The sequence below is a fragment of the Phormidium sp. FACHB-592 genome, from assembly GCF_014695795.1.
In the GTDB taxonomy this organism is placed as follows: domain Bacteria; phylum Cyanobacteriota; class Cyanobacteriia; order Leptolyngbyales; family Leptolyngbyaceae; genus Stenomitos.
On sequence record NZ_JACJOZ010000016.1, the window covers coordinates 36,490 to 48,997 of the forward strand.

Here is a 12,508-nt window from a genome sequence, read left to right on the forward strand (position 1 = left end):
AAACACTATCAGCAAAACTGAGGACGTTTTCCTTGCTTGCCTGTCTTTATAACCCGTTCTGCTTTTCCTGATTACTTACTCTCTGCGCCGAAACTGATAAGACTCTGCCGTTGCGCCCCAGACCTGCTTACCAGCAGCATCAAAGCCACGATCCCAGGTATCCATGCCGATTGTCTGCAGTACGATATGGTTTTTGATTCTGACTGCGCCTCGAATATTAGCAGGGCAGCCATCTGCCGGAGTATTGCCAACGTAAGCATCCCCTGAAGGCTTGAGAAAGACACTACAAACGGCAGTACCAAGGTCGCGGAGCTGAATGGTGCGATCGCCCTCTGGTTTACTACAGAAATTGATCCAGGCAGTTGGTGTTGCAGGCTTGAAGGAGAGCGAGCGCACACTCTGACTATGAGCACTGGGGCTAATCTGCAAAAAGCGCTGCCGATAGGGGCTTGCCAGATTTTTTGTTAACGCCTGCTCTTGATAAAGAAAAATTGAGTTGGGTTGCTTTTCCGCCTCAGTTGCTGACAAGCGGACACGACAAGTGGTCATTCTGACATTAGGAGCTTTGGCGTTGAGGAGGGCTTGAGCCGATGTATCCATCACTCCCTCAAGGCGTGAGGCAACAGCCTCAGCCTGCTGCTCTAGCGCTAGTTGAGCCGTGTCACCAAAGGCAGGTCGGACGATCGTTATGAGGCAAAACGTTCCAACCAACGCGATCGCAGATTGATACTTCACAGCAGTGTATGAGTTAAACAGAACACGATTAATTGTGAAGATACTAGCGCGATCGTGAGATAGCAGCTAACGCCTATGCTCAAAAGCTTGGCTGCTTACCCTCCCCGTGCCAGCCGTGTATCTGCCTGGGCAAGGGCTGACTGCCAGGTTTGATAGCCAGTCGCATTCAGGTGTAGCCCATCAGTCGTCAAGTCATCGCGCAAACTGCCGTCTACATCTGCAAAAGCGGTATACAAATCAAGGAAAGTGGCACCGTCCTGTTGCGCGATCGTCGCTAAACGTTGATTAAGCCAGCCAACACGATTGCCGGGAACAGCAGCCGTACGGGTTGGTAAAATCGACTGCACTACGATCTGAGCCTGCGGATGTGCCCGTTTCAAACGACGGACAATCTGACGCAAATTCCAAAGAATTTCGTTATCGGTTGCACCTTGCTTAAGATCGTTCACACCTGCCATGACGTAAATTGCTTGGGGACGGGCACTAGCAAAGGTTGATAGTCGCCGCAGGATAGCGCTAGTATTTTCGCCAGAAATTGCCTGGTTGAGCCAGAGTTGGTTGGCGGGTAGGCGATCGCTAGGAAACCAAAGGCTGAGTGAATCTCCCACCATAATGGAGAGACGATGATCGCCCTGTCCCCTAGTTGCGGCTCTGGCTTCCATTGCAAGCAGTTGCCGCCATTGTCGATCGGTCGGGTTGCTAGTGGTCTGCTGCCAGATCTCTCGGAAACTATCGATCGGCAGGCGCGTGTAAAGACGACCCGAGCGAATGGCGGCAAAACGTTGCCAGTAGAGTTGTCCTCCCGATCGAGGCAGCACAGAAGCTGGTTGAGCAAACTCTGTAACGCTCTGGTTAGAATCAGGGCGTACGCTCGGTTTCAAAAGCGCCTTGTTTTGAGAGGTTTGCTTGGTAGCATCTGCCTCACGTAAGCGGATGGTCTGCCAATCAAAGGCGGTCAAAGATGCATTTGGCGGTGGTGGAGTCTTGAGGGCCTGTTCGGACGAAGCTTTTGCCATCACCGCAGCCAACAGGGAAAGATCAGTCATTGTCGCTGTAAGAAACCTATGCTTTCTTAGTCGCGATCGACAGGCTTCATCAGGAAAATTTTGCTCAAAATTTGTGCTACTAAATAAAATTTTCTCCCCGTTCAAGCTGCCTGAGCAACGTTAGGGGCTTTGGAACGAGCGATTAAGCTATTTGACAAACTGATCAACACTCTACCTGTAGACAAGTGATGTTGAAAGGCATCAAGGTAAAATAGAAAATGGAAAAGTTGCTGGTATCAAAGTACAAGAGTGCTGGCATTAGGCTTACGAACCCTTAAGTAGTCATAGTCAGAAACATTTTATTTTTGAGTTGGAGCAAAAAATGGCAATTAATTGTGCTGAAGCCTGTATTAATGGGTGTGTTTTGGGTGACAAATGTCCCAACCTTGAATACAAAGCCAAAGCAGCTAAGTTTATTAGCGAAACGTCGTTAGACCAGATGCTCGAGATGGCAGATAATGCCATTCGGAAGAAGCGGATGGAGCCGCCTCAGTGGGTTTTACCTGAAGAGTAAAGTACTTCGTAGCTAAACACCATTTACGCTCTGAGAATGACCTTAGGTTCTGGTAGTCTAAGGCTTGAGTCTTGCTAGTAATACAAGCTACCTAAGGTCATATCGCTCCTGTATAAAAATGGCAGCGTCATATTCTATAAATTGTTAAGCTTTGGGTTATTAACTCTCGATTCTTACAGTGTTTCCTTAATGCTTAAGGTTAAACCCAAGCAGAGCCAAGGCAGGCTTTAGGACTCTCCCCCTTGTCGCTCTTATTGCAACCAGAAACGCTATGCCAATAATTTAAAGTCGGCTAAGGCAGACATTAATGGTTACACCACTAAAGAAAGGTTAACCAAATTAAAACAGGTTCAGTCAAAGCGCGTATCACGCTTAACTAAACCTGTATGTTACTTGCAAAATCAAAATTTTAGAGAAGAATTCAGGCTAGTGGCTTCAACGTTTAAGTTCCACTTATAGCTACTAGCTAGTAACCCTTGCTTTGTCGATCGCCCCTGCTCTAGTAATCGTTAGTGTTTGTAGTCCGTGCGCTTTCAACTGCTGCTAGCTTAAGCTGCGCGGCGGGTGACCAAACCCCAGAGGAAGATAGCAATGATAGCGCCAATGACAGCAACAAAAATACCAGGAATGCTCAGACTTGCAGCAGCTAAATTAAGTGAGCCAGTATTTAGCAAGCTAAACAGAGAACCACCAACAAATGCGCCAACAATACCCAGGATCATCGTGCCGAGAATACCGCCACCTTGAGAACCAGGATAAATTGCCTTTGCGATTGCACCAGCAATCAGACCTAAAACGATCCAAGCGATAATGTTCATGTTTGTTTACCCAAAGTTTTTTGCTGACAAGTAAACAATATCAAGATGGCTTTCATTAACCAATCTGTCGAAGGATACAACACTCAATAACCGTAAGGCATAGACAAAGTTCGTAAGTCTAAAAGCGGTGACTTGTACAACTGTAAGAACTGCTACACAAAGCGAACAGACATTTGTGTTTAGGCTCGTGGCTCAACTAACGCCAAGATTTCACCTGCGTAGGTGCGGTTTACTCTATGCTTTCGTCAGCTGGCTAAGTCAATGGGAAAGAAGCTACAGCACAAGCTACGGTAAATACTTTTGAGGTAAGGGAAAGAGTTTTGCTGAAAGCTGCGCCGCTACAAAGGCTCAAACTGCTTTTGTGCTTGATCCTTAGCTGTCAATGTTGTTGCCTGGTTCGATCGTTTCACGGATGCGATAGATGGGTCGTCCTTGCGATTCGTGATAGGTACGCATCAACAGTTCTGCCAGCAAGCCGACGCTGAAAAGCTGCACACCAGCTAAGACTAGAACAACTGCCAGAATAAGTAGTGGGCGATTGCCAATGCTAACGCCATAGCCAATTTTAAGTACGGTGAGATAAAGCCCGATCGCTGTGCCGATGGCGATTGAACCGACACCAAAAAGACCAAAAACGTGCATTGGTTTCGTTAAAAACTTACGCATAAACCAAACGGTGAGCAGATCCATAATGACGCGGAAGGTGCGGTCTAACCCATATTTACTTTTACCAAAACGACGCGCATGATGACGCACAGGCAACTCAGTAATCCTGGCTCCTTCAATAAAGGCTAGCGCTGGTAGAAACCGATGTAATTCGCCATAGAGATTCATATCAGCTACCAATTCAGCCCGATATGCCTTGAGCGAACAACCATAATCATTCAGCTTGACACCTGTGACCAATCCAATAAGCCAATTCGCAATTTTTGAGGGTAATAGGCGAGTGAGAGCTGCATCCTGACGGTTTTTTCGCCAACCACTGACTAGGTCGTAGCCGTCCTCTAACTTTGCAAGCATAACGGGAATATCAGCAGGATCATTTTGCAAGTCACCGTCTAGCGTGACAATAACCTGCCCTCTAGCACAGCTAAATCCCGCTGCCATTGCTGCCGTCTGACCATAGTTACGACGCAAGATCACAGCACGTAGGTCGCTACGAGACTGGGCAAGCTGTTTCAGCAACACGGCAGAGTCATCCGTCGAACCGTCATCTACGCAAATAATTTCGTAGTGGAGGTGCGCTGCATTGAGGCTGACGGCGATCGCCTCCACTAAATGGGGTAAACTCTCGTATTCGTTATGAATCGGCACTACAACCGAAACTTCAGGTTTAATGGCAAGTCGGGACGCACTCGCCAATCCTTCAGGGTGCAATGACGTACTCATAGTCAATACCGCTAGATGTAGTAAGAGAAGACTGACAGCACTGTATCAAAAAAAGTCAGCGCAATGAGCCACAGCGAGATTGATAGCTTGCAACGACTCGCCCTGCCCCGCGCAGTTGAGCGTAGTAGGTCTGACTAACACGATCGCCTTGAGCCGACAAGCAATCAATGCCAATGCCGTTGCGTCCCTGATCTTTGCCAGAGCTGTGAAGGTAGCAGCTATCCCCTAAATACAGCCCAACATGAGTCGCTTTTTCAGGGGAACCGAAAAACACCAAGTCGCCAGGACGTAAATCTGGTAGCGCGATCGCGTGTGTAAACGCCTCTTGCTGGTATGCATCTCTGGGTAGCCAGATGCCGACTGCCGCAAAGGCTGCCTGCATTAAACCAGAACAGTCATAATTGGGTGCCACAGTGCCGCCCCAGAGATAGTGGTTGGGCTGTGCCATCGCAGCCTGAGCAAAGGCGATCGCGCCCTGCACTCTACTGCTAATGTCCCTTTCGGCAAGGACAATCGCCTGATAGGGAGTAGCAGCAAGATCCAGATGCTCTAAGTCAGCGATCGTCAGCCAGCCCGGATAATCGTCCTCACATAAACAGACTTCTACGGCACCCTGACTTGTTCCTGCTGACGCATCCGGCAACGATACAACGCGCAAATATCGTCCTGCTGCTGCCTGCGTCACTAGCCCTCGCATGGAAGCGTTGTAGAGGTTGAGATTTTGGCGACAGTAGTAGTGAGCGCGATCGCCATCAGGTAACGTTTGGTGTGCTTGCAGTTGTAGGAGAGAAACCACGGCAGGAGGTTGTTAGTTGCTAGAAAGGAATAATAAGCAGAGGTGAGAGGTGAGGCGGAGGCAGCAGGGGGAGCAGCGTGACAGGGGAAGCAGCGAAGATCACCCAAAACACTAGCCAAGAGTCAGACAGAATTAAACCTTTTAGTCTTCATCCTTTATCCTTCATCCCTTATCCCTTCTTCCCATTCTCCAATTCCCTCCGGATTTTGTGGAGCAATTCGGTATAGAGGAGTGGTAGATGCACCCTGATCATGCCCCTGGCTTCTGGCTGGGGGCATTTATTTTTTGAGGGCAGAAGCAGGCATTGTAGACGAGCGCTGGAATAAGCCGATCTGGATTAAAAGCGCTACAGAGTCCAGAATACAGGAGTTGTGCAGTTTGCTAAATGTGTGAATAACGGTTGGACGTATCGAGAGCAGATCGATCAATCAGCGCAAGGCTTAACCGTGCTCGATTACTATACTCAGCGCTATCGTCACTCTAGTCGGGCTGAGTGGGCAGACCGCATTCAGTCGGGACAAGTCTTGCTAGATGAGGTAGCAATCACGGCAGAGACTCGTCTGCTAGCAGGTCAACAACTGAGCTATCGCCGTTCTCCCTGGCAAGAGCCGGACGTGCCGCTGACGTTTGAAGTGCTTTACGAAGACGCAGATTTGATGGTGGTAGCAAAGCCGTCTGGGTTACCCGTGTTGCCAGGAGGGGGCTTTTTAGAGCATACGCTACTCTGGCAGTTGCAGCAGCGTTATCCAGCAGAGACACCACTGCCGATTCATCGGCTGGGACGGGGCACCTCTGGGCTACTGTTGCTGGCACGATCGCCTGCTGCCCGTGCTCATCTCAGTCAGCAATTGCGTGAGAACACATTGAAGCCGTTACACGATCGCCCAATGCACAAAATTTACCGAGCGCTCGTACAGGGCAACCCACCAGACGATCGCTTTACCATCACTAAGCCAATCGGCAAGCAGCCTCATCCCGTTCTGGGCTATGTCTATGCTGCGTCGCCACAAGGTGCTTTTGCTCAAAGTGATTGTCAGGTCTTGCGGCGCGACACCCAAACAGCAGTGGTTGAAGTCAGCATTTTGACAGGCAGACCGCACCAGATTCGGATTCATCTCGCTGCTGCTGGTTATCCACTGGTGGGCGATCCGCTATATGCGATCGGTGGGCAGCCCATTACCTGTACGCCATCCGACAGTGGTGTTTTGCCAGTTCCGGGCGATTGTGGCTATCATCTGCACGCACTGCACCTTACATTCGTGCATCCTCAAGGTCACTCTATGACGTTTACTTGCCCACCACCAGCACTGCTGAATGTTGAGGAAAGCTGACATTGTGGAACCATAAAGCAACATTTATACAGATTGGTGCAGGATGAATGAGTTAATAACCTAGCTGAAAAGCCGTTCTACCAAGAAGTTATGAGTTTGGGGTTCCGAATGCCACGATCGCTACACAAGCTGCAAAAATTCTGTAGCCTTGAAGATGGCTAGTCAGCACCAAAACACTAGCTCTTAACCTAGACCAAGCATTCTAACTGACCTTGGAGTGGTTTCCTGCCCGTTGTCCCACGTCTCAGCTTTGCCCAATCGCCTCAGTACGCTCAAAAACGCGCTTGAGCACTGTCCCCCCACCCCTTACCCTGTTACCCGAAACCTGTGGATCGAATGACAATAGACACTCTTGAATTGATTGAACTCGACGGTCGTACGTTTGCCCCCGCTGACCAACTACCCGCTATTGAATGGCCCCCCTGTGTCCTTAGTGAACGTCCTCACACGACTCTGACCCTGAAAGACGATGACCTGTTTTTGCTGACCGATACTCTGGGCAACATTGGCGGCTGCATGGAGAACGATCGCAGCTCCAGCATGGGCTTGTTTTGCTGCGATACTCGCTTTCTCAGCCGTCTAGAGCTACAAATTGAGGGTCGATCGCCCATTCTTTTGAGCAGTACAGCCGATAAAGGCTTTTTTCTGTCAGTCTTGTGTGCCAACCCGCAGATTGACGATCGCATCCGTGCTGAATCGATCGGCATCAAGCGTGAACTGGTACTTAATGGAGGCTTGTTTGAAGAAATTGAGGTCTCTAACTACACCACAAACACAGTCAGCTTTGAAATCAGCCTGAGCTTTGATGCCGACTTTAAAGACCTGTTTGATATTCGAGGCTACGGACGCGAAAAACACGGTCAACTATTACGGCTTCTCCCGCCTGATTTTGCAGCAACTGACCAATCAGAGGCGGCTGTAATGGATAGCTTACTTAAACCAGCAGCGAAGCCTTCAGAACTAACGCTTGCCTATAAAGGGTTAGACAGTTCATTGATGGAGTCACGCATCTATTTTGTGCATCAACAGCCCGACGTGGTGAAAGGCTTTACGGCAATTTGGCAGTTAACGATCGGCTCTCACGAAACGCTGAAGTTGGGCTATCGCCTCCAAATGTTCAACAACAACAACGCGATTTCGGTCGTCAGTGCCCCCGTGACGCTCTCACAGGCAAAAGCGGCTGAACTGATGGAAGAGCAAACCTGGCAGCAACAGGTAACGCGGATTCGCTCAGACAAAAGCACCTTTAACCAGATTATTGAACGGGCAGAACAAGACATTTATTTGCTGCGGCAATCCTTTGGTAAAGGGAAGGCGCTCTCGGCTGGCGTGCCCTGGTTCTCGACACTCTTTGGGCGGGACTCCATCATTGCCGCGTCTCAGGTGCTGATGCTCGATCCGCAGATTGCGCGCGAAACGCTCATTATTCTGGCGCAATATCAAGGCAAGCGGGACGATGAATGGCGCGATGAGCAGCCAGGGAAAATTCTGCACGAAATCCGCTTTGGTGAAATGGCACGCTGTCAGGAAATTCCGCACACACCTTATTACGGCACTGTGGATGCTACGCCTCTCTGGCTGATGCTCTACGCCGAATACTTTGCCTGGACTGCCGATCGCGAAACTCGCGACCAACTGTGGTCAAATGCGCTGGCAGCGATGGATTGGATCGATCGCAACTGCAAAGAAACAGGCTACCTCAGCTATCTCCGCACCTCTAAACGTGGGCTGGCAAACCAGGGTTGGAAAGATTCTGGCGACTGCATCATCAACCGACGCGGACAGCTTGCTGAAGGCGCAATCGCCCTTTGCGAAGTGCAGGCATACGTCTACGCTGCCAAAATACGTCTAGCGCAAATCGCCCGGATGAAGAAGCGCATTGACCTTGCTGACCGCTGGGAAGAGGAAGCAAGAGACCTCAAAAACCGCTTCAACGACGATTTTTGGATGGAAGACCAGGACTTTTGCGCGTTGGCATTAGATGGTGACGGCAAGCCTGTCGATAGCATTACCTCGAATCCGGGGCACTGCCTCAACTTAGGTATTCTCACACCCGAAAAAGCCTATAGCGTTGCCGAACGCCTACGAGCACCTGATATGTTTAACGGCTGGGGTATCCGCACTCTCAGCAGCCTGTCGCCTGCCTATAACCCAATGGGGTACCATATTGGCTCTGTATGGCCCCATGACAATGCGCTGACCGCGATCGGGCTGCGATCGCTGGGTTTGATCGATCAGGCGCTTGAAGTGGCGAAGGGCATTCTAGATATGACCAAACGCCAGCCATATCAGCGTCCTCCAGAACTGTTCTGCGGCTACGATCGCATTGAGGATAATGCTCCTGTTCAGTATCCAGTAGCTTGTTCGCCCCAGGCATGGGCAACGGGCAGTGTTTTCCAACTTATTCAGATGATTGTGAACCTTGTCCCGGATGCGCCAGGTAACTACCTCCGCATCATCGATCCTGCCCTGCCAGAATCGATTAACTACCTCTCGCTCCAAAACCTTCGGGTTGGACCCACATTGCTGGATCTAGAGTTTGAGCGATCGGGTTCTAGCACTGCCTGCCGTGTCTCTAAAAAACGCGGCAACCTGCGTGTGGTGATTGAAGCGTAAAGGAGTAACTGCGATCGACCTCAAGTTGAGTTGGTGAAATCTGCCTGCCAACTCAGCTTGAAAGCCGAAACTTTAAACTCCGTGAAGTAAAGCCTGGACTACAAGAGCTAAAAAACTACTGGACAGGTCGCGATTTTGATGGTACAAGTGTTCTAAGTACTGCGATCGCTTAATTATGGCTATGGAAACCCTTACCGAGCCCCAACAAGAGCTTTACGACTGGTTGGTGGGCTACATCCGTGAATATCAGCATTCGCCTTCGATTCGGCAGATGATGAAGGCAATGGGCTTAAAGTCTCCGGCTCCTGTCCAGAGCCGTCTAGAACACTTAAGGACAAAGGGCTATATCGACTGGAACGAGGGCAAAGCCCGCACAATTCGCCTTACTCAGGCATCCTCTCCGGGTGTGCCCATTTTGGGTGCAATTGCGGCAGGTGGCTTGGTAGAGGCTTTTGTCGAAACAGACGTTGAGCATCTCGATTTTTCTAATCTGCTGTTTAATCCCCGCTTTTTTGCACTGCGAGTGCGTGGGCAGAGCATGATTGAAGCACTCATCGATGATGGAGACGTGGTGATTATGCAGCCAGTTCCTGACCCCAAAGCACTGAAGAATGGCACGATCGTCGCTGCTAGAGTAGAAGGGCAAACAACGCTCAAGTACTTCCATCGCAAGGGTAGCAGAGTTGTATTGCAACCTGGCAATCCTGATACCGAGGCGTATCCAGCGATTGAAGTGCCTGCAAAGGATATTGATGTTCAGGGTAGTCTAGTCGGCGTGTGGCGCGAAAAAATGTAGCTACCTGTGGGACACAGTTGATTACCTACAGAACTACTTTACAGATTATTGCCTACAGAACTGCTTTAGAGAGCGCTGTGATGCAATGCGGCTATGGCATGATGGCTGAATGCTAGAGGTACACTCAATTGCCCAAGTTGCCAGATGCCGCCGCAAAACCTGATCAGTCGTTCCTGCAAGTCTTCCAAAGCCGCAAGATAGCAGCAATTTTGCTGCTGGGCTTTGCGTCTGGGTTGCCGTTTGCGCTGACAGACGATGCCTTTCGTGCCTGGATGACTAAAGCAGGGTTAGATCTCCGCACGATCGGCTGGTTTGGTTTAGTTAGCTTGCCCTACTCGCTCAAATTTATCTGGTCGCCACTGCTCGATCGTTTCGTGCCACCGTTTTTGGGACGCAGGCGTGGCTGGATGGTACTGGCGCAGGTAGGGCTGATTATAGGAATTGTGGCACTTGCTCTACAAATGGGCATGATTGCAACGCTGAATCCAGACCAGCGATCGTTCAGCCTGCAACTGCTGGCTCTAACAGCTTTGGGAATAGCGCTGCTGAGTGCCACACAAGACATTGCGATCGATGCGTACCGCGCTGATGTACTGACGGAGCGAGAGGTTGGGGCAGGTGCCTCAATGACAATTTTGGGCTACCGGATTGCCCTTCTACTAACTGGATGGATTGCCTTTAACCTGGCAGATCGCCTTACCTGGCCCTGGGTTTATGGGTTGATGGCGCTGCTAATGGTTGCAGGACTCCTCACCTCCTTTGGGGCACCAGAACCAGTAGAGCGCGACCGTCCCCCTGAATCGCTTCAGCAGGCAGTTGTGCTGCCATTTGCAGAGTTCCTCCGTCGTCTCGGTTGGCAGCAGGCGCTCTTTACATTGATTTTTATCATCGTCTTTAAGCTAGGCGATGCAATGGTTGTCAAAATGGCGGTACCGTTCCTGGGTGGGAAGGGACTCGGCTTTGCTGATGCTGATATTGGTAATATTCGGCAGGGAATGGGGCTGATTGCGACGATCGTCGGCACCCTGGCAGGTGGAGCTGTGCTGAGCAAAATTGGCATCAACCGATCACTCTGGGTTTTTGGTGCGCTGCAAGCCATCAGCAATGTGGGCTACTACGTTCTGGCAGTCGTGGGCAAAAACTATCCGACGATGGTAGTGGCAATTAACGTTGAGAATTTCTGTGGCGGGTTGGGTACGGCTGGTTTTCTGGGCTTTTTGATGAGCCTTTGCAATCCACGTTTCTCAGCAACTCAGTTTGCGTTGTTATCTAGCCTAATGGCAGTTGGCAGAGATTTATTGGCGAGTCCGGCAAGTGGTGAGCTAGCGCAACGGCTGAAGCCGTTCATTCAGTCAAACCCAGCACTCCTAAATAACTCTTACCTGGCAGGCGCAACGCAGGAAGGCTGGGCACTGTTCTTTTTGCTGACGCTTGCAGCTTCGCTCCCTGGTCTTTTGCTACTACCCCTATTTGCGCCTTGGAACGGTACACGATCGCATTTTGTAAATTTGCCTGATGATAATTAACAATGTCGCGTTACGATAAATGAGAGGAACTTCACAAATCTTGAGTGAAGTCTCAGAATTTTCAGACTGAATTAAATACTATTCATACGGCTACTGTCATGGCGTTTTTTAGGCAATACATTGCTCCACTCTTTATTTTTCTGATCTTTTTTGTGGCGCTAGCAGCCGTTAGTGCCCGCATTTTTCTGCCATCTGACATGGCAGCACCGGCTCCTGTTAGTGAAGTCAGCCAGCCGAAGGCTGCAATGCTTGGTGCTGAGTCTCTCGCTGGACTGCCACCATCACTTTCAGCTTTGGTCAAAGGTTTGCCGGATGATCCAGCTTTATTTCAATAAGGACAAGTTGGTTGTTTAAGTTTTGACTCAAACAACTTGAAGCCTACTACGGCAGGGTGAGCGCGTTGGTTGTCGCTTTTGGATGGCAATGCTTGTGTCAAATCTCATGCCAGTTGGTTATGACCTGCGTTTGGGTTCCAGTCTCGATCGTGCTCGGCTGGTACAGTTTATGCAGCGCACCTATCAAGAGATGGATGCATCCGATAGCTATGCCCATCTGGCACAGACTGTTGATCAGTACTTGTCGCGCGAGACGCCCCTTTGGTGGGTGGTTCTTACATCTGAGCCTGGCGCAGATACCCTGTCCAACTTGGGCTTAAAGCGCTCGCAACAGCCGATCGCTTGCTTGTGGCTGGGAACGGCGATCGACCAGCTACATGGCGATCGTCATGCTCACATTTTTTTACTCTATGTCCTTCCAGAGCATCGGCGCAAAGGGCTTGGTAGAGCCTTAATGCTTGAGGCAGAAGCATGGGCAGCAGCAAGGGGTGATCGTCAAATCGGGCTGCAAGTGTTTCAATCGAATCATGCTGCCCTAAGTCTTTACAACACGCTTGGCTTTCAAGTGCAGTCTGTCTGGATGGTGAAGCCATTGCGCTAGAAAGT

12 protein-coding genes are annotated in these 12,508 nt (G+C 50.1%); 7 read left to right on the forward strand and 5 right to left on the reverse strand.

Annotation, left to right across the window (positions count from 1 at the left end; translation table 11 throughout):
* Positions 1–75: 75 nt before the first annotated feature.
* Entirely contained in the window at positions 76–735 is a 660-nt protein-coding gene (locus H6F86_RS03600) for a chromophore lyase CpcT/CpeT (protein WP_190446743.1), read from the reverse strand.
* 95 nt (positions 736–830) lie between these two features.
* Positions 831–1,781 (reverse strand): GDSL-type esterase/lipase family protein, encoded by a 951-nt coding sequence (locus H6F86_RS03605; RefSeq protein ID WP_190446744.1) that lies wholly within the window; start codon positions 1,779–1,781, stop codon positions 831–833.
* A gap of 322 nt (positions 1,782–2,103) precedes the next feature.
* Here H6F86_RS03605 and H6F86_RS03610 point away from each other — a divergent pair, with 322 nt between their 5' ends.
* Positions 2,104–2,295, forward strand: coding sequence for a hypothetical protein (locus H6F86_RS03610; protein WP_199305012.1), 192 nt, complete (start codon positions 2,104–2,106; stop codon positions 2,293–2,295).
* 548 nt (positions 2,296–2,843) lie between these two features.
* Here the strand turns inward: H6F86_RS03610 and H6F86_RS03615 are convergent.
* The 3 genes from H6F86_RS03615 to H6F86_RS03625 all read right to left on the reverse strand — a co-directional run bounded on the left by H6F86_RS03615 (position 2,844) and on the right by H6F86_RS03625 (position 5,298).
* Positions 2,844–3,113 (reverse strand): GlsB/YeaQ/YmgE family stress response membrane protein, encoded by a 270-nt coding sequence (locus H6F86_RS03615; RefSeq protein ID WP_190446746.1) that lies wholly within the window; start codon positions 3,111–3,113, stop codon positions 2,844–2,846.
* A 372-nt stretch (positions 3,114–3,485) separates the two neighbouring features.
* Positions 3,486–4,502: a glycosyltransferase family 2 protein gene (locus H6F86_RS03620; protein WP_190446747.1), complete on the reverse strand. Its 1,017-nt coding sequence runs from the start codon at positions 4,500–4,502 to the stop codon at positions 3,486–3,488.
* Positions 4,503–4,557: 55 nt separating this feature from the next.
* Positions 4,558–5,298, reverse strand: a complete 741-nt coding sequence (locus H6F86_RS03625) for a C40 family peptidase (RefSeq protein ID WP_347240077.1) — start codon at positions 5,296–5,298, stop codon at positions 4,558–4,560.
* Between the two features lie 371 nt (positions 5,299–5,669).
* Between H6F86_RS03625 and H6F86_RS03630 the strand changes: the two genes are divergently transcribed.
* The 6 genes from H6F86_RS03630 to H6F86_RS03655 all read left to right on the forward strand — a co-directional run bounded on the left by H6F86_RS03630 (position 5,670) and on the right by H6F86_RS03655 (position 12,503).
* Positions 5,670–6,629: an RluA family pseudouridine synthase gene (locus tag H6F86_RS03630; protein ID WP_347240078.1), complete on the forward strand. Its 960-nt coding sequence runs from the start codon at positions 5,670–5,672 to the stop codon at positions 6,627–6,629.
* A gap of 336 nt (positions 6,630–6,965) precedes the next feature.
* Positions 6,966–9,245, forward strand: a complete 2,280-nt coding sequence (locus tag H6F86_RS03635; RefSeq protein WP_190446748.1) for an amylo-alpha-1,6-glucosidase — start codon at positions 6,966–6,968, stop codon at positions 9,243–9,245.
* 181 nt (positions 9,246–9,426) lie between these two features.
* On the forward strand, positions 9,427–10,041 hold the full coding sequence (gene lexA / locus H6F86_RS03640; RefSeq protein WP_190446749.1) for a transcriptional repressor LexA: 615 nt from the start codon (positions 9,427–9,429) through the stop codon (positions 10,039–10,041).
* A 128-nt stretch (positions 10,042–10,169) separates the two neighbouring features.
* The gene (locus H6F86_RS03645) at positions 10,170–11,567 is read left to right on the forward strand and encodes an AmpG family muropeptide MFS transporter (protein ID WP_242033345.1); all 1,398 of its coding nucleotides are present in this window, start codon (positions 10,170–10,172) and stop codon (positions 11,565–11,567) included.
* Positions 11,568–11,665: 98 nt separating this feature from the next.
* On the forward strand, positions 11,666–11,902 hold the full coding sequence (locus H6F86_RS03650; RefSeq protein ID WP_190446750.1) for a hypothetical protein: 237 nt from the start codon (positions 11,666–11,668) through the stop codon (positions 11,900–11,902).
* Positions 11,903–11,990: 88 nt separating this feature from the next.
* Positions 11,991–12,503 carry a GNAT family N-acetyltransferase gene (locus H6F86_RS03655; protein WP_242033346.1) on the forward strand — a complete coding sequence of 171 codons (513 nt, stop codon included), beginning with the start codon at positions 11,991–11,993 and terminating at the stop codon, positions 12,501–12,503.
* The last annotated feature ends 5 nt before the right edge of the window (positions 12,504–12,508 follow it).

Excerpts from the sequence above, each read along its gene's own strand:
- H6F86_RS03620 (WP_190446747.1), bottom strand. The coding sequence starts at position 4,502 with ATGAGTACGTCATTGCACCCTGAAGGATTGGCGAGTGCGTCCCGACTT.
- lexA (WP_190446749.1), top strand. The coding sequence starts at position 9,427 with ATGGAAACCCTTACCGAGCCCCAACAAGAGCTTTACGACTGGTTGGTG.
- H6F86_RS03605 (WP_190446744.1), bottom strand. The coding sequence starts at position 1,781 with ATGACTGATCTTTCCCTGTTGGCTGCGGTGATGGCAAAAGCTTCGTCC.
- H6F86_RS03655 (WP_242033346.1), top strand. The coding sequence starts at position 11,991 with ATGCTTGTGTCAAATCTCATGCCAGTTGGTTATGACCTGCGTTTGGGT.
- H6F86_RS03650 (WP_190446750.1), top strand. The coding sequence starts at position 11,666 with ATGGCGTTTTTTAGGCAATACATTGCTCCACTCTTTATTTTTCTGATC.
- H6F86_RS03610 (WP_199305012.1), top strand. The coding sequence starts at position 2,104 with ATGGCAATTAATTGTGCTGAAGCCTGTATTAATGGGTGTGTTTTGGGT.
- H6F86_RS03635 (WP_190446748.1), top strand. The coding sequence starts at position 6,966 with ATGACAATAGACACTCTTGAATTGATTGAACTCGACGGTCGTACGTTT.
- H6F86_RS03615 (WP_190446746.1), bottom strand. The coding sequence starts at position 3,113 with ATGAACATTATCGCTTGGATCGTTTTAGGTCTGATTGCTGGTGCAATC.